Below are 16,665 nucleotides of genomic sequence, written 5' to 3' on the forward strand. Positions count from 1 at the left end.
CTGTGATCACGAACATGCTCCTCCTTCCCCCTGCCGCCTCAGGACGGGTACATGCCGTTGATAAGCGTCGCGTATTTCTGCGCGATGACTTTGCGTTTCAGCTTCATCGTCGGGGTCAGCTCTTCGTCTTCGGCTGTGAGAAGCTGGTCGATGATGCGGAAATTCTTGATCTGCTCGACGCGGGCGAGACGCGGGTTCACCGCCTCGATCTCGCCGCGGATCAGCTCGACCACGGCGGGCGCGCGGGTCAGGCTGGCGAAATCGGTATAGGGGATCGCCTGATCCTGCGCGAAACGCGCGACGTGTTCGAGGTCGATCATCACCAACGCGGTGATAAAGCGCTTGCCCTCACCGATGACCACCGCATCGGTGATATAGGGGCTGAACTTGAGCTGGCTTTCGATCTGCGTCGGCGTGATGTTCTTGCCGCCGGCGGTGATGATGATGTCCTTGATCCGGTCGCGGATCGCCAGATAGCCCGCCTCGCTGATCTCGCCGCAATCGCCGGTGTGCAGCCAGCCGTCGGCTGTGACGGTCTCGGCGGTTTTTTCCGGGTTGCGCCAGTAGCCGGCAAAGACGTTGTCGCCCCGGATCAGGATTTCGCCCGCGTCACCGATGCGGATCTCGGTGCCGCCAGCGGGGGTGCCTGCCCAGCCCAGCCGGATCGCGCCCTTGGGGGTCGAGGCGGCGAAGCCCGCGGTTTCGGTCATCCCGAAAGCCTCGCGCAGCTCGATGCCGATGGACAGGAACCAGCGGATCAGATCGGGCGGCACCGGGGCCGCGCCGGTCAGCGCGCTGCGGCAGTTCTGCAGGCCCAGAAAGATGCGGATGTTGCGGAACGCCAGCCGGGTCAGCAGCCGCGTGACCGGCCCCTGCGACGGCGGTTTGCGCCCCTCCAGCTGCGCCTCGACGCTGGCAGCGCCGCGCGCCAGCGCATGAGCGTAGACCCAGCGTGCGGGGGCGATGGCGTCGCGCAGGAACAGCTCGATCTGGCTGTGCATCTTTTCCCAAAAGCGCGGCGGGGCGAAGACGACATGCGGCGCGACCTCGCGGATGTCATTGCTGACGGTGCCCGCGTTTTCCGGGAAATGCACGATCAGCCCCAGCGCAATCGCGTTGAAGACCGAGGCCATGCGCTCGGCGATATGGCACAAAGGCAGAAAGCTCAGCGACTTGTCGCCCGGCTTGGCATCCAGATATTCGGGTGCCTTGCTCATCTGGAACACGACGTTGCGGTTCGAGATCATCGCCCCCTTGGGCGCGCCCGTGGTGCCCGAGGTATAGACCAGAAACGCCAGATCCTGCGGGCGGCTGGCGTCGATCGCCTGCTCGAATAGCCCAGCCTGCGTCGCCGCCAACCCCTCACCGCGCTTGACGAAATCGTCGAAGAATTCGACCGCCGGGTCATCCAGCTTGCGCAGGCCTTCGCGCTCGATCACCAGAATGCGCAGCAGTTGGGGGCAGTCGGCGCGGACCGACAGCGCCTTTTCCAGCTGCTCTTGATTTTCCACCACCAGCACCCGGCAGTCCGAGTCCGTCAGGATATAGCGCAGCTGTTCCGGTGCGGCGGTGGGATAGACGCCGTTGCCGACAATCCCCATGCATTGCGCGCCCAGATCGGCGAACAGCCATTCCGGGCGGTTCTCGGCCAGCACGGCGATGCACTCGCCCCGCGCCACACCCAGCGCGTTCAGCGCTAGCCCGAAGGCGCGGGCGCGGGCGTAATACTCGGTCCAGCTGTAACTCTGCCACAGCCCGCGCAGCTTGTGGCGCAGGGCAGGCTGGTCGCCCCATTCGGCAACGCGGGCGCGGAACACGCGGGCGGGGGTGTCATGGCCGACAAAGCTGACGGGCAGCGGGGTCATCGCGTTCATCTCCAGGTCTTCCTCCGCTTCCAGCGTTGCGCGGTGCCTGACAGGCCCTCGCCCCCGCCGCCGCCCAGATAGGCCTCGCGCACGTCTTCCTTCTGGCTCAGCGCGGCGCAGGTATCGGCGGCGACGATGCGCCCCAGCTCCATGATATAGCCGTCATCGCCATGCTTGAGCGCGACGGCGGCGTTCTGTTCGACCACCAGCACGGCGGTGCCGGTCTCATCCCGGATGCGGCGGATGATGGTGAAGATTTCCTGCGTCAGCATCGGCGACAGGCCGAGGCTGGGTTCATCCAGCATCAACAGCTTGGGCGCGGACAGATAGGCTCGGCCAATCGCCACCATCTGCTGCTCGCCGCCCGACAACAGGCCCGCGTGCTGCGCGTCACGCTCTTTCAGGCGCGGAAACCACTGATGGACCCGCTCGATATCGCGGGCAATCGCGTCGCGGTCGCGGCGGGCGAAAGCGCCCATCATCAGGTTGTCGCGCACCGACAGGAACGGGTAGACCTGCCGCCCCTCAGGAACCAGTACCAGCCCGCGCCGGGCGACGGCGTCGGCGTCCAGCCCCTGAACCTCACCCCCCTCAAACAGCACCTTGCCCTTGAACGGATCGACCACCCCGGCCAGCGTATTGAGCAACGTTGTCTTGCCCGCGCCATTCGCGCCCAGCACGGCGGTGATGCGCCCCTCGGCCACGGTCAGATTGACGCCCTTCATCGCGGCAATCGGCCCGTACCATGTTTCCAGATTTTGTACGTCCAAGAGCATGGTCATGTCCCCAGATAGGCGCTGATGACATCGGGATGCGCCTGCACCTCGGCCGAGGTGCCCTGCGCCAGCACCCGCCCCTGCGCCATGCAGACCACGCGGTCGGCAACGGCGCTCACCAGCGACATGTCGTGTTCGATCATCACCACGGTGATGCCCAGATCGGTGCGGATATCGTCGATCCAGAAGGCCAGATCGCGCGTTTCCTCAGGGTTCAGGCCCGAGGCGGGCTCGTCCAGAAACAGGATCTCGGGCTCGGAACACAGCGCGCGGCCCAGTTCGACCACCTTGCGCACGCCGTAGGGCAGGCTGGCCACCCGCGCGTTGCGCCATGCCGACAGATCCAGAAATTCGATCACCGTTTCGACCTTGGCGCGGTGGTCTTCTTCACGCCGCGTCAGGCCCGGCGTGCGCAGCACCTGCTGCCACCACGCACCGGCCCCAAAGCGGTGACGGCCCAGCAGCAGGTTGTCCAGAACGCTGGCGGCATCGAACAGCTCGATGTTCTGGAACGTCCGCGCAATGCCCAGATGCGCGATCTTCGAGCGCGGCGCGCGGGCAATGTCCTGCCCCTTGAACAGGATGCGGCCTTTGGTGGCCTCGAACACCCGCGTGACCAGATTGAGCATCGAGGTCTTGCCCGCCCCGTTCGGCCCGATCACCGCCAGCACCTCACCGGCGTTGACGCTGATCGACAGATCCGAGATCGCCGCCAACCCGCCGAAATGCAGCGCCACCTTGTCGAGTTCCAGCAAGGGTCCGGTCATCGGCTGCGCTCCGATTTCATATAGGTTTTCTGACGGCGGAAGGTGTCGCGGCGGTAGAGCGGAAAGCTTTCAAACAGTGCGCGCAGCTTGAGCCAGCGACCGTTCAGCCCCATCGGTTCGAACAGCACGAACAGCGCCAGCACCAGACCGGCGACAAAGATCTCCAGCCCCGATTGCCGCGCCATCGCGTCGGGCAGCGCGGATTTCAGCAGCGCGACGCCCTTGGGCAGGAAGCTGATCAGCACCGCGCCAAGGATTGCCCCGCGCAGGCTGCCCATGCCGCCGATGACCACCATCAGCACCAGATCCAGCGACAACAGCAGGGTGAAAGCGTCGGGCGTGAGGTAGCCGATGTGATGCGCCATCAGCGCGCCCGCCAGCCCGGTGATCCCGGCAGACAGGCCAAAGGCCCCGACCTTGACGCGCTTGACCTCGATGCCCAGCGCATAGGCCGCTGCCTCGGAATCGCGCACGCCGGTAAAGGCGCGACCAATGCCTGAGCGCATCAGATTGGCCAGTGCCAGCAGCACCAGAACGGCGATGAACAGGCAGACATAGTAGAAGTATTTCGGCGCCCCGACCGACACGCCAAGGATACGCGGCGTTTCCACCAGCATCCCCATGAACCCGCCGGTCACCCCGCGCCACAGGCCGATGACCTGCTCGACCACGATGGAAAACGCCAGCGTCACCATCGCCAGATACAGGCCCGACACCCGGATCGCGGGAATGCCCACCACCAGCCCAGCCCCGGCCGAGATCACCCCGGCCAGCGGCAGCGCCAGCACAAACGGCACCCCCTGCGCCAGCAGCCACGCATGGGCATAGGCCCCGATGGCGACAAAGCTGGCATGGCCCAGACTGACCTGCCCGGTAAAGCCGGTCAGCGCCATCAGCCCCATCGCGGCGATGCACAGGATCAGTACATAGCCCAGCTCACCGATCAGATAGGTCGACGCAAACAGCGGCAGCGCCAGCAGAACCACGGCCAGCAACCCGTAAGCCAGCCAGTCGGACGGGTGCCGCAGCAGCGCAAAGCCCTGCCGATAGCGTGTATGATAATCGAACCGCATCGCTCAGACCCTCCGCCCATGTGCATCGCCCAACAGCCCGTTGGGCTTGAGGATCAACACCGCGATCAGCACCAGATAGGCCGCGATGTCCTTGAAACCGTCGGGCAGATAGACGCCCGCGTATTGCTCGATCAGGCCGATCAGCACGCCGCCCAGCACCGCGCCCGGCAGGCTGCCGAAACCGCCCAGCACGATTGCCGCCAGCGCCTTCAATGTGATCAGCCACAGCGCGGTGTCGACCAGCGTGACCGGAGCCAGAAACATCCCGGCAATCGCCGCCGTCACCCCGGCCAGCGCCCAGACCAGCGAATTCAGCCGCTTGACCCGCACGCCGTTCAGATGCGCGGCCAACTGGTTCTGGCTGGAGGCCTGCATCGCCACGCCCAGCCGGGTCTTGCGAAAGAACACCCACAGCAGCGCGGCGATGACAAAGACCACACCCATGATCACCAGCGACAGGTCGGCGATGGTGACGCCCAGCACCGTGGTCGATTGCCCCGACCACGGCGTGTCATAGCTTTGCGAATCCGTGCCAAAGCCCATCATCACCAGCCCGCGCAGCATGAAGGCCAGCGCGATGGTCAGCATGACCCCGGCGAATTGCGGCTGCCCGGCGATGCGGCGCACGATCACGGCGTCGATGCCGTAAGACACCACGCCGATGCCCAGCGCGACGATGGGCAGCACCAGCCAGAAAGGCAGGCCCGCGCCTTCGATCAGCGCCCAGGCCGAAAAGGCCGACAGCACCAGCAGGTCGCCATGGGCGAAGTTCAGCACCTCGGTTGCCTTGTGGATCAGCACGATCCCCAAGGCAACCAGCGCATAGATCGCGCCCACGGCGATGCCGTTGACGGTCAGCTGCGCAAAGAGTTCCAGCGCGCTGCTCATGCGGTCTCTCCTGTCTCGAAACGCACGTCCCAGGCCTTGAGCCGGTCGTGGCAATGGCCGCAGGTCGCGCGGGGGATAAAGGCCTTGCCGCAGGCCTTGTGGCGCGGACGGATCGAGCTTTGCTCGTTGAAAAGATGCTCGGACGACCACGTGCTGAGCAGCACGATATAGGGGAACAACCCCCGGCTGGCGGCGGTCAGCAGATAGACGCGGCGGCGACCATCCTCGCGGTCGGGTTCCACCGTCATCAGCCCCGCGTCGATCATCGCGGTCAGGCGGCGGCTGAGCAGCGGCGGGCTGATGCGCAGCACGTGGGCGATCTGGTCGAAGTGCCGACAGCCAAGGATCAGCGCCGAAATGATCATCAGCGTCCAGCGGTCCATGCGCAGCGCCAGATTGGCCATCGCGCCGTCATTCACCGTCACCTTGGGCGTGCGCATCGGCGCTGCCGGGTCATGCGGCAGATGCGGGTTGGGTTTCAGGCCCAGATCCAGATCGCGCAGCGTGACCACTTCGCCGCAGGCCTCGCAGGTCATTTGCGGCATGAAGCCATGGCCGCAGGTCTTGTGGACCAGCCGGGTCGGCAGCTCGATGCGGTTTTCCCCGAAACGCTGCTCCCAGTCCCAGGTCATCAACGTCGCCTCGTAGATCGCCATGCCCTTGTGGGTCAGGTGATAGGCGAAACGCTCGGGCCGTTCCTGATACAGACGCGGGCGCAGCAGATCCATCTGGACCATGGCTTTCAGCCGTTCCGACAGCGTGCGCCGGGGGATGCCCAGCTTGGTCTGGAAATCGTCGAAGCGTTTGACGCCCATGAAGGCGCCCATCAGGATCTGCATCGTCCAGCGGTCGCCGATCAGCTTGAGCGCATGGCTCAGCGTCGAAGTCAACAGCGCGTCGCGGATCAGATCGAGATCGGGCTGTTGGCTCATGCGATGCGCTCGATGATCAGGGCCGAGGCGAGGCCTGCCGCGCCACAGGCCGCGATCAGCGCGCGCTTTTCGCCTCGGCGTTCCAGCGCGTCCAGCGCGGTGCCGATCAGCGCGGCCCCGGTCGAGCCCATCGCATGCCCCAGCGCAATCGCGCCGCCGTTAACGTTGAGCCGGTCCAGCGGCACGTCCATATGGCGGGCGAAATGCAGGGCGAGGGCGGCGAAGCTTTCGTTGACCTCAAAAAGATCGATGTCGTCAGCGGTGAGACCCGCTTTCGCCAGTGCCGCCTGCGCGGCCTCGACCGAGCCGGTCAGCGCCAGCACCCGGTCCACCGACAACTCAGCCACCGCGAGAATGCGCGCGCGGGGTTTCAGCCCGGCGCGCTCAGCCGCCGCCGCAGTTCCCAGCAGCACCGCCGACGCCCCGTCGGCCATCGCCGGCGAGTTGCCCGCGTGGTGAACATGCTCGATCCGGACCAGCCCGGTATGCGCCATGATCGCCGCATCCAGCCCGTATTTTTCGCCCATCTCGGCAAAGGCAGGGGCCAGCGCGGCCAGCCCCTCGGCGCTGGTTCCGGCGCGCGGGGTTTCGTCGGCGGTCACCTCGCCAACCGGCACCAGCGAGGCAAAGGCCCCGCTCTCACGCGCCGCCACCGCCCGGCGCTGGCTTTCCGCCGCGAAGGCGTCGCAGTCGGCGCGGGAAAACCCCTCGGCCGTCGCCACAGCATCGGCACTGATGCCAATCGGGATCAGCCCGGCAGCCTTCTGGAAGTCGAAATCATGGGTCAGCGCGCCCTTGTCCGAGGCCATCGGCACCCGCGACATGCTCTCGACCCCGCCGCCAATCGCCAGCCCGTCCGCCGCCTGCGCGCGCAGCGCGGCCAGCCCGACAGCGGTAATCCCGCTGGCGCAATAACGGTTGATGGTCAGGCCCGGCACCGCGTCAGGATAGCCCGCCGCGATCAGCCCCAGCTTGCCGATGTTGGCCCCCTGCTCGGCGGTCTGCGTGACGCAGCCAAAGATCGCATCGGCCAGCGGGTGATGCCCGTGCCGATCAGCCAGCGCCCGCAAGGGCGCGGCCAGCAGATCCACCGGCTTCACGCTATGCAGAGCGCCCTTTGCATTCCCCGCCCGCGCGGCGTACGCAGCGCGTCGATGATGACGATTTCGGTCATCGTGTCCCCCTTCGGTCTGGTCCGGCCTCTTACTGGGCCTCGACCACAAAACTCACGACGGTCCCGAAAGAGCCGCCAATATTCAACGTCTGCATCCGCTGCGCGCCTTCGATCTGCAGGTCGCCCGCCTGCCCCAGCACCTGCCGCGCCGCGTCGCGCAGCATGCGCGTGCCGGTCGCACCGACCGGATGCCCGCAGCCGATCAACCCGCCGGACATGTTCACCGGGCAGCGCCCGCCATGCTCGATGGTGCCATCCTCGACCGCCTGCCAGCTTTGGCCGGGCGCGGTCAGGCCCAGATGGTCGATGGCGATGTATTCGGTGGTGGTGAAACAATCGTGCGTCTCAACCCCGCTGACCGCCTCGATCCCGCCAATCCCGGCGCGTTTCCACGCATCCTCGATCGTCTGGCGCACATGCGGGAAGACATACGCGCCGCTGCGTTCCAGCTTGTCGCGGAACCGCAGACCTGCGTTGTGATGCCCCCAGCCTGCGATCTTCGCCGCGCGCTTGCCGGTGCGGCGCGACCACTCGGCAGCGAAGGCAGGCGAGGCCAGCACCAGCGAGGCCGCGCCATCGGTGATCTGCCCGCAATCCTGCCGACGCGTGCCCGGCTCGATCACCGGATTGGCGAAGTCGTCATCGGTGAAGCTGAGATCGGTGAATTCCCAGCCGCGCGTCTGCGCCAGCGGGTTCTTTCGGGCATTCGCGTAATTTAGTTCCGCGATGCGGTTCAGATATTTGCGATCCAGCCCATAGCGCCGGTCATATTCCTGCGCGGCCAGCCCAAACACCGCGGGCCACAGGAATTTGCAGTCGATATCCTCACGCCCCAGCCAGCCCGCGGCGTTCTGGTTGACCGAGGCGACATCGCCCTTGGTGTTCTTGAATTCCTCGGCCCCGACCACCAGCACGCAGTCATACCGCCCCGCCTCGATCTCGGCCATCGCGGTCAGCACGGCCAGCGAGGACGACGCACAAGCCCCCTCATGCCGCATCGCGGGCACGCCCCACAGTTCCGGCACCACCTGCGCGACCATGGCGCCCAGATGCGCCTGCCCGCGCTGCATCTCGCCGAAGGCATTGCCGACATGGATGCTGGCGATCTGGCCGGCATCGACCTGCGCATCTTCCAGCGCATCCAGAACGGATGCGCGGATCATGTCCGACAGATCCAGCCCTTCCCGCGACCAGGCGCGGGCGAAATCGCTTTGCGAACTGCCTAAGATATAGGTCATGCCACCCCCGCCCCAGCCGCACCACGGCAGCGTCAAACTCGCCCGCCAGACGCGCGACAATGGCCGCGACCGGCTCGGTTGCCGTCACCGCGCCCACGCCCTGCCCCGCCGCCCAGACATCCGCCCAGCGCTTGCCCTTGAAGCTCTGATTGCTGTCATAGGCGCGGTTGGGGGCGTCCGGCATGGCGTCAGGGTCCAGCCCGTTGGCGCGCAAGGACGGCTTCAGCCAGCTGGCGGGCGTGCCGGTGATCCCGGCACTGACCAGCAGATCTTCGATCTGCGCGGCGACCACCATGTCCTTGTACGCCTCGGGCGCCATGCTCTCGCTGGCCGCGATGAACGAGGTGCCCATGTAGACGTAATCCGCCCCCGCCGCGACGGCTCCGGCAACACCCCAGCCATCGCTGATGCCGCCGCCGACGATGACGATCCCGTCAAAGAACGACCGCACCGCGCTGACAAAGGCAAAGGGCGACAGCGTGCCGGTATGCCCGCCCGCGCCGGCACAGATGCAGGCCAGCCCGTCCGCCCCGGCCTCGACCGCCTTGCGCGCCAGCTTCACGGTGGTCACATCGGCGATGACCTTGCCGCCGTAAGCATGCACCGTCTCGATCGCCGGTTTGGGCGAGCCGAGCGCGGTCACCACGAAGGGCGGCTTGTGCTTGGCGATCATCTCCAGATCCTGCGGCAGGCGGGCGTTGGTGGAATGCGTCACCAGATTGGCGCACCACGGCGCATCGCCCACTTCGGCGGTGATCCGGGTCATCCAGTCATCCAGCTGCTCTTGCGTGCGGGCGTTGGGGGTCGGAAACGCACCGACGATCCCCGCCTTGCAGGCCGCGATCACCAGATCAGGGCCCGAGATCAGGAACATCGGCGCGGCAAAGACCGGCAGGCGCAGGGTATCAGGCATCATTCCTCACGGGTCGTCTGGATTGCGTCACGGCAAAGCGCGGGGCGACGAAACCGAGCGTGGTCAGCGTCGCATTGCCCGCGCCGTTCAGGCCGGTGACGTGGTAATCGCTGTAGGCAGCGGCAAAATTGAGCGGCATCGCACCGGTCAGGTTGATGGTCAGCTGGGCACCGGCCTGGGCATAGGCATCCTCGGCCCGCGTGATGAAAGCCTCGTCGCGGGCATAGAGGAAACCGGTGATCCCGCCATTGTTGCGGGCGTCCGTGGTGGCTTGGGCCAGCGCATCCTCAGCACTGTCGCAGTCGATCACAAAGCCAATGGGACCAAAGCGTTCCTCGGCGTAAAGGTCGCGCGCGTCCTTGCCCAGTTGCACCAGCAGCGGCGTCGCGGTGCGGGCCTTGGGGAAATCGAGGTGCGGATAGGCGCGGCTGTCGAGCAGCACGCGGCCCCGCGACTGGGCCTGTTCGCGCACCCACCCAATCAGCCCCAGCGTCGGTTCGGCCTGCACGGTGGCAAGGATCATCGACGCCTTGCGCGGGTCTTGCGTCAGGGCGGCGATGGCATCGGCCAGCTTCTGCGCCACGACGTCGCGCGGCACCGGGCCTGCGGGCGTGTCGATGACCGGCGGCAGATAGACGTTCTGCGGGCTGGTGCACATCTGCGCCGAGAACATGCACATCGTGGTGGCCAGCGCGCGGATCGCGGCGTCCAGATCCTCGGCTCCGGCCAGCACGACCGTGTTGCAACCCGAGGTTTCGGTGAACGCCAGCGCCGGGTGTGCGTTGGCCTCGACCCAGTGCCCAAAGCGCGCCGAGCCGGTGAAATCGACAATCGCGCACGCGGGGTGCTTGATCAGCACCTTGCCCAGGGGCGCGGCGACCGTATCCAGACAGAGCGTCACCAGATTGGGATCGAACCCCTGCTCGGCCAGCAGCGCACGAAACACCCGCACGGTCAGCGCCATCGGCAGCACGCTGGCCGGGTGCGGCTTGAGGATCACCGCGTTGCCGGTGGCGAGGCTGGCCAGCATCGACGGCCAGGCGTTCCACGTCGCAAAGCTGGCGCAGGTGAAGCACACCGCCACACCGCGCGGGATCAGGCGGTAGGTTTTCTCCAGCGCGATCTCGGACGGCCCGAACCGCCGCGCCCAGCGCGCGCTGGGGGCCACGGCGCGCATCGCCTGCTCGGCATAGACCAGCGCCTCGATCCCGCGATCGAGCGCGTTCACGCCGGACCCGGCATAGGCCATGTTATAGCTCTGCCCGGCCGTGTGCATGACCGCGTTGACCAGCGTGAACAGATGGTCACGGTAGAGGCGGTCCAGCCCTTCCATCAACAGCATCAGCCGGGTGTCGATATCAGCGGCAGCCCAAGACGGGATCGCGGCCTTGGCGGCGGCGAACAGCGTATCGGGGTCGGCCTGCGGATAGGTGATGCCCAAGGGCGCTTGGGTGTAGGGCGAGATTTCCTCGCCCACCCAGCCGGTCACACCCGGCAGATCCAGCGCAAAGGGCTGGCCCAGCAGCGCCTCGAACGCGGCCAGCCCGGCGGGGGCGGCGATATCGGCATCGGGGTAAAGCTTTGGCATCTCAGGGAAAGGCGACCAGCATTCGCGGCTGGCGCAGGCAGCTTGCGCGCGCTCAAAGGTCTTTGCATGGTCAAACATCAGCGCCTCCACCGCAGCCGATGATGGCGCGGGCCTTCCTGTGCAGAGAGCGTCAGGCGGTCGCCCTGCAAATCAACGTTGCGGACCTGTTCCGAGCCGACGAAATCGGGGTTCAGGCTGTGGGTCACCGAATGGATCACCACGGTTTGCCCGTCGCGTTCCTCGATCCGCCACGTCCCGGCGTAGTGAAAATAGCTCTCGAACGCGGCCAGCCGTTCGGCGTCAGGCGCCTTGCGCGGGTTGCCGGTGCTCCAGCGCGGACGATCCGCCCGTGCGATGCACGCCGCCATCCCACCGTCAGCGGTATAGTGAATGAGACCCGTGGCGTCGGGGCCAAAGGGATGGGCAACGCGCCCATCCCCTGACTCGATTTCCCAACCCAGCAGTTTCCACGTTCCTTCCAGCATCACGCCACCTGCGCCGCGCTCAACTGATCGCCGCGCACCCAGCACGAATGAAACCCGTGCGGCACCCGGTGTTTCAGGATCACCCGCGCGACCGGCCCCTTGGCGATGTCGCGCGCATCGGTGACCCAGACCTCGGACCGGTTCGCCAACCCGTTCCACACGAAGCCCACGACATAGCCGTCGTCCTCTTCGGTCGCCCCGTCACGCGGCGCGAAGGGTGCCTCGGAAAACCAGTACCCCTCGCCCGGATGATAGGCGAGCGCGGCGCCGGTCTGCAGGTCGTACTTCACCAGCCCGGCGAAATGCGGCTGTTCCAGCGTGCGCGGGCGGCCCATCAGCACGTTATAGGTGAAGCGGTTCTTGCGGCCCTGAAACGCCGTGTTGATCATCGGGAATTCGGTGTTCAGGATGTCATCGACCACCCCTTCGCGTGTCATCCCCGTCGTCAGGTTCATGCGCCACTGGTAGAGCTCGTAATCCGTGCCTTGCGTGCCGATGGTGTAGAGCAGTTTCTGCACATCCAGGCCCCCGTCATAGCCGCGCGGGTTGACGTAAGGCGTGCCCAGCATGACGATCTCGGTCTCGCCCTGTGCGTTCACCTCTTCCCACGCATTCGCGACGTGCAGCATGTAGCGCGGTTTGAACTCGAACCAGCGGATCTGCTCGGGCGTGCCGTGGCGCGGGATGACGGCGTAGCGGGTCGGCCAGTCCTGATGGAACTCAAGGCTGTAGCGGCCCCGCTCCAGCGCGGCGGGGGTGTTGATCAGCGGGAAGTCATGCAGGATCGTGTAGTTCTGCGTGATCGCGCAGTCGTGCGGCAGGCGCGGGCCGGGCAGTTCGACCGGCATGAAGGTTTTCAGCGCACCATCGGCCCCGATCACCCCGTAATGCATATAGGGATGGCGGTTGCCATAGGCGAAGAACATGAACTCGCCCGTCGCCTCATCCACACGGCTGTGGGCCGAGATTTGCAGGCCCACCAGACGCGGGTCCTGTTCCAGCTTGCCCAGCGTGATCAGACTGCCGGGATCGACGGTATAAACCGCGCCGCCGCGATACCACATCGAATAGAGCTTGCCGTTGTGGAACTTCACATCGGTGTTGGAGACGTTCTTCATCGCGTCATCGGGCAGCACGCCCTCGGGCATGCGCTCTTTCAGACCGGGCCACAGGGGTTCACCCGCCGCTTTCTCGGCCTTCAACCCGTCGGTTTGGACGAACCGGTTGCGATAGGTCGCCTTGCCGCCCTCAAACCGCACGGCATGCAGCATGCCGTCACCGTCGAACCAGTGGTATTTGCCATGCGGCGCATGCGCGGGCGACGGTCCGTTGCGGACGTAGAGACCGTTGAGATCGCTGGGCAATTCGCCGATGACCTCAAGATCCTGCTCGACGCTTTCCACATTGTTGGGCGCGAAGGGCCCGGCCATGCTGGCGTTTGGGACGAACCAGTCCTGCTCGTCGGGGATATGGTTTACACTCATGATCATCCTCCCATCGCGGCGCGGGCCAGAATGCCGCCGTCGCGAAAATCAACGCCGTTGGCCCAGCACGAATGCGTGCCCGAGGCCATCTGATGCGGCAGTTGCACCCGGCAGATCGGCCCGTCCGAAAAGCGCTTGCAGTCGATCAGCGCGACCTCGGATTTGCCGGTGGTTTCATTGATGATGAAGGTGACCAGATAGCCGTCATCCTCATCCTTTGCGTTGATCCGCGGCGCAAACGGCGCTTCGCTGGCGAACTGGCCTTCAGGCAGCCGGATCTCCCAGCTTTCGCCGGTGTGCAGATCGGTCTTTAGGTAGCCGTTGAAGATGAACCAGCCCGGCACCTGCAGCGCGGAATAGGCATAGCGGTAACGCCGACCTGCATACTTCTGGTTGAACATGCCGAATTCCATGATCCGGTCGTCCAGCCGCTGCTCGGTGGTCTTGCCGGTCTTCAGATCAAAGCGCCAGCGGTGCAGCTTGGTGCCCATCTTGAACTGGTCGAGATAAGACATCATCCGCTCGTAGCCCGGCAGCGCCCCCTCATAATTGGTGGGCATCGGGTCTTCCTGGAAATACCCGTCCAGCACGATTTCGTCGCCGTCTTCATAGGCGTTGAGGAAATGCAGCACGAAGGTCGGCTCGGCCTCGAACCACATGATGTCGTCCACGCCACCGCGGCGCGGGATCACCGCAAAGCGCGACGGCTTGTCCTTGAAAAAGCGCACGACATGCTTGTCCTGTTTCAGCGCCTCAGGATCCCAGTAGAGCGGAAAATCGTTCAGGATCGCGTAGTTCTGCGTATAGGCCATGTCATGCGGCAGGCGCGGGCCGGGCAGCGGGATCGGCGTGTAATGCACCAGTCGGTCGTTCCGGTCGACCACGCCGTAATGCATGTAGGGCGGCTTTTTCGAGTAGTTGAAGAACAGAAGTTCGCCGGTCTGCTCATCGACCTTGGTATGGGCCGAAATGCCATCCTCGGGCGACCAGTCGGGCACGCCCGCCTGCGCCAGCGTCAGCGGGTCCAGCCGGTAGCCTTCACCGCATTGGAAATAGGTCGTCAGCGCCTTGCCCGCGTGGACCACCACGTCCGTGCTGCTGGCATCCTTCATCGCCCCATGCGCGCCCCAGCCGGGGCGTTTGGACAGGCTGGGAGCCTCCATCAGCCCGGCCCAAAGCCGCTCGCCGCTTTCAATCTCGGCCTGCAAGCCCTTGGTTTCGATATATCGGTTGCGATACTGCACCTTGCCATCACGGAAGGCCGCCATGTGGATCATGCCGTCGCCGTCGAACGGGTGATAGCGCGACAGCGCCTGATGCAGCGGGTTTTGCGTGTTGCGCAGGTAGACCCCGTCGATGTCATCGGGCACCGCACCCTCAAGAACGATTAGGTCATCAGCATTGACCTCTTCATGCAAGGGCGCCCAGGGGCCTTGCAGATAAGGGTGATCTCCCGGCTCGATGTTGCCGGTAAAGGTCTTGATCACGTCGTGACTCATGGTTCTCCCCCACTGCGTCCGCCGAATTTAGATACCGTTATTGAACTGATGATTTCGCCAAAAATCGCATCTGTCAACCATCTTCTCAAACTGCCGTTAAATTAGGCACCTGCGTCCGCGCATTCCTGCAGCCCTGCCCGTGCAGCAGCGCACAGGCATTTCTCTCGACCGGGCAGATCGCCGCGCCTAGCTTTTGGGCATGCCCCATTCGATCACCCTGACCCGCGCCCTTGTTGACCGTCTTCCGCCCCGCGTGGAGTCGGAAGGGCCGCTCCCGGCCGAGCCAACGCCGGACGACTACTACACCGGCATGGCCACGCAGCTGCTGGCGCAGGCCGATCCGTCGGGGCTGTGGGTCTTTGCCAGCGGCTCGCTGATCTGGAACCCGCGCATGCCGGTGGCCGAGCGCCGCGCGGCGCTGATCCACGGCTGGCACCGCAGCTTCTGCTTAGGGCCGATGCTGCGCTTTCGCGGCTCGCCCGAGGCACCGGGCCAGATGCTGTCATTGGATCGCGGCGGCTCGTGTCACGGGATTGCGCTGCGCATGGAGCCGGGTAACGAGCACGCCGATCTGGTGTCACTCTTGCAAAAAGAGCCGCCCCGCCCGCCCAGCTGGGTGCGCTGCAAGACGGATCAGGGCGTGGTGCGGGCGATTGCCTTTACCATGGACCGCAGCTGGGTGGCCTATTGCCCCGAGGGCTGCATCGACGAGGTCGCAGACAAGCTGGCCACGTCCGTGGGCACCATCGGCACGATGGCCGAATACCTGCTCAACACCGTCGAGCATCTGGCCGAGGTCGGCATCCATGACAGCCACCTGTGGCGGCTGCAGGCGATGGTGGCCGAACGGCTGGAACGGTTGCCCGAAAGGCCCGCCGATCAGCCCTCGACGGCAATTTCTGCGGCGATCTGAACCGGGAAATTCACCGACCGGGCGATGAAGCAGACCTTGTGGATCTCGTGGTGAATAGCCTCGGCCCGCGCCAGATCCGCGCCCGGTTTGACGGTGATCCGGGGGCGCAGCGTGACGCCGACGAAGCGCGCAGCACCGTCCGGGGCCAGCTCTCCGGTGCCCTCGGGGTCATCCTCATACGCGGTCACCACGATCCCCGCCTCGGACGCCAGATGCAGATACCACAGCATATGGCAGCCCGCCAAAGCGCTCAGCAGCATGTCTTCGGGGTTCATCAACCCTTTGTTCCCGCCCAGAAGCGGGTCATTCGAGCACTCGATCACCGGCTTGCCCGGCACCGCCACCTCCCAGTCGCGGGTATAGGCGCGGTAATGCGCCGTGCCCTCGCCGGTGTTGCCGGTCCAGCGGATATTTGAGGAATAGGCGTGATGTTTCATGCACTTGCTCCCATAGCTTGAACAATCAGACTGGCCGCAATCGCCCACATGACCGCACCGATCATGAGTTCAACCACCACCCAGGCGCGGGGCCGCGCCAGCACCGGTGCCAGCAGCCGCGCCCCGTAGCCAAGCGCAGCGAAGAACACCACCGATGCGACCATCGCGCCCGAGCCAAACAGCCCCTCGTGCGGCGCATACTGCGACGACAGCGCGCCGAGCAGCGCCAGCGTATCCAGATACACATGCGGGTTGAGCCAGGTCAGCGCGAGGCAGGTCAGCACCACCCGGCGCAGCGGCACCGGCGCGTCCTGCGCGGCAGCCAGGGCTTCGCCGCCTTTCAGCGCGGCGCGAAACCGCAGCGCGCCGTAGACCAGCAGAAACACCACCCCGCCCCACAGCATCACCGGCTCCAGCCACGGCAGGCGCTCCGCTGCGGCGTTGAAGCCCAGAACCCCGGCAGCGATCAGCAGCGCATCGGACCCGGCGCAGAGCGCGACCACCACGCCGACATGCTCACGCCGCAGCCCTTGGCGCAGCACGAACGCGTTCTGCGCGCCGATGGCGGCGATCAGGCTGAGGCCGGTCAGGAACCCGGCAACCAAGGCAGCAAACATAAACCCTCAGGCGCTG

The 16,665-nt window shown here is 65.7% G+C and carries 15 protein-coding genes and 1 pseudogene; 1 reads left to right on the forward strand and 15 read right to left on the reverse strand.

Features of this window, described 5'->3' with window-relative positions; genetic code table 11:
• Positions 1-38 precede the first annotated feature (38 nt).
• From OKW52_RS00535 to OKW52_RS00595, 13 genes and pseudogenes are all read right to left on the reverse strand, one after another.
• Positions 39-1,874 (reverse strand): AMP-dependent synthetase/ligase, encoded by a 1,836-nt coding sequence (locus OKW52_RS00535; protein WP_264503966.1) that lies wholly within the window; start codon positions 1,872-1,874, stop codon positions 39-41.
• Positions 1,871-2,641: an ABC transporter ATP-binding protein gene (locus tag OKW52_RS00540; protein ID WP_319800440.1), complete on the reverse strand. Its 771-nt coding sequence runs from the start codon at positions 2,639-2,641 to the stop codon at positions 1,871-1,873. Before OKW52_RS00540 ends, OKW52_RS00535 begins: the two co-directional genes overlap by 4 nt.
• 2 nt (positions 2,642-2,643) lie before the next feature.
• On the reverse strand, positions 2,644-3,408 hold the full coding sequence (locus OKW52_RS00545) for an ABC transporter ATP-binding protein (protein ID WP_264503968.1): 765 nt from the start codon (positions 3,406-3,408) through the stop codon (positions 2,644-2,646).
• A complete protein-coding gene (locus tag OKW52_RS00550; RefSeq protein WP_264503969.1) occupies positions 3,405-4,481 on the reverse strand; it encodes a branched-chain amino acid ABC transporter permease in 1,077 nt (358 codons plus the stop codon). The genes OKW52_RS00545 and OKW52_RS00550 overlap by 4 nt, the downstream gene beginning before the upstream one ends.
• 3 nt (positions 4,482-4,484) lie before the next feature.
• Entirely contained in the window at positions 4,485-5,369 is an 885-nt protein-coding gene (locus OKW52_RS00555; protein WP_264503970.1) for a branched-chain amino acid ABC transporter permease, read from the reverse strand.
• Positions 5,366-6,301: a winged helix-turn-helix transcriptional regulator gene (locus OKW52_RS00560; protein WP_264503971.1), complete on the reverse strand. Its 936-nt coding sequence runs from the start codon at positions 6,299-6,301 to the stop codon at positions 5,366-5,368. The genes OKW52_RS00555 and OKW52_RS00560 overlap by 4 nt, the downstream gene beginning before the upstream one ends.
• Positions 6,298-7,401 (reverse strand): acetyl-CoA C-acyltransferase, encoded by a 1,104-nt coding sequence (locus tag OKW52_RS00565; protein WP_264503972.1) that lies wholly within the window; start codon positions 7,399-7,401, stop codon positions 6,298-6,300. Before OKW52_RS00565 ends, OKW52_RS00560 begins: the two co-directional genes overlap by 4 nt.
• A gap of 103 nt (positions 7,402-7,504) precedes the next feature.
• Complete coding sequence (locus OKW52_RS00570; RefSeq protein ID WP_264503973.1) at positions 7,505-8,713, reverse strand: acetyl-CoA acetyltransferase; 1,209 nt, start codon at positions 8,711-8,713, stop codon at positions 7,505-7,507.
• A 58-nt stretch (positions 8,714-8,771) separates the two neighbouring features.
• A pseudogene (locus OKW52_RS00575) lies at positions 8,772-9,629 on the reverse strand (NAD(P)H-dependent flavin oxidoreductase); the annotation flags it as partial.
• Positions 9,619-11,292 (reverse strand): aldehyde dehydrogenase family protein, encoded by a 1,674-nt coding sequence (locus OKW52_RS00580; protein WP_264503974.1) that lies wholly within the window; start codon positions 11,290-11,292, stop codon positions 9,619-9,621. The pseudogene OKW52_RS00575 and the gene OKW52_RS00580, both read right to left, overlap by 11 nt.
• A complete protein-coding gene (locus OKW52_RS00585; protein WP_264503975.1) occupies positions 11,292-11,699 on the reverse strand; it encodes a lipocalin-like domain-containing protein in 408 nt (135 codons plus the stop codon). The genes OKW52_RS00580 and OKW52_RS00585 overlap by 1 nt, the downstream gene beginning before the upstream one ends.
• Positions 11,699-13,183: a carotenoid oxygenase family protein gene (locus tag OKW52_RS00590; RefSeq protein ID WP_264503976.1), complete on the reverse strand. Its 1,485-nt coding sequence runs from the start codon at positions 13,181-13,183 to the stop codon at positions 11,699-11,701. Before OKW52_RS00590 ends, OKW52_RS00585 begins: the two co-directional genes overlap by 1 nt.
• Before the next feature lie 2 nt (positions 13,184-13,185).
• On the reverse strand, positions 13,186-14,682 hold the full coding sequence (locus OKW52_RS00595; RefSeq protein WP_264503977.1) for a carotenoid oxygenase family protein: 1,497 nt from the start codon (positions 14,680-14,682) through the stop codon (positions 13,186-13,188).
• Between the two features lie 199 nt (positions 14,683-14,881).
• Here OKW52_RS00595 and OKW52_RS00600 point away from each other — a divergent pair, with 199 nt between their 5' ends.
• Positions 14,882-15,595, forward strand: coding sequence for a gamma-glutamylcyclotransferase (locus OKW52_RS00600; protein ID WP_264503978.1), 714 nt, complete (start codon positions 14,882-14,884; stop codon positions 15,593-15,595).
• Here the strand turns inward: OKW52_RS00600 and OKW52_RS00605 are convergent.
• Together OKW52_RS00605 and OKW52_RS00610 are read right to left on the reverse strand one after the other, a co-directional pair.
• Positions 15,562-16,032, reverse strand: coding sequence for an OsmC family protein (locus tag OKW52_RS00605; protein ID WP_264503979.1), 471 nt, complete (start codon positions 16,030-16,032; stop codon positions 15,562-15,564). The two genes, OKW52_RS00600 and OKW52_RS00605, sit on opposite strands and share 34 nt — an antisense overlap.
• The gene (locus OKW52_RS00610; RefSeq protein ID WP_264503980.1) at positions 16,029-16,649 is read right to left on the reverse strand and encodes a LysE/ArgO family amino acid transporter; all 621 of its coding nucleotides are present in this window, start codon (positions 16,647-16,649) and stop codon (positions 16,029-16,031) included. The genes OKW52_RS00605 and OKW52_RS00610 overlap by 4 nt, the downstream gene beginning before the upstream one ends.
• Positions 16,650-16,665: the final 16 nt, after the last annotated feature.

Origin of the sequence: Pararhodobacter zhoushanensis (genome assembly GCF_025949695.1) — a bacterium.
GTDB classification, from domain to species: Bacteria; Pseudomonadota; Alphaproteobacteria; order Rhodobacterales; family Rhodobacteraceae; genus Pararhodobacter; species Pararhodobacter zhoushanensis_A.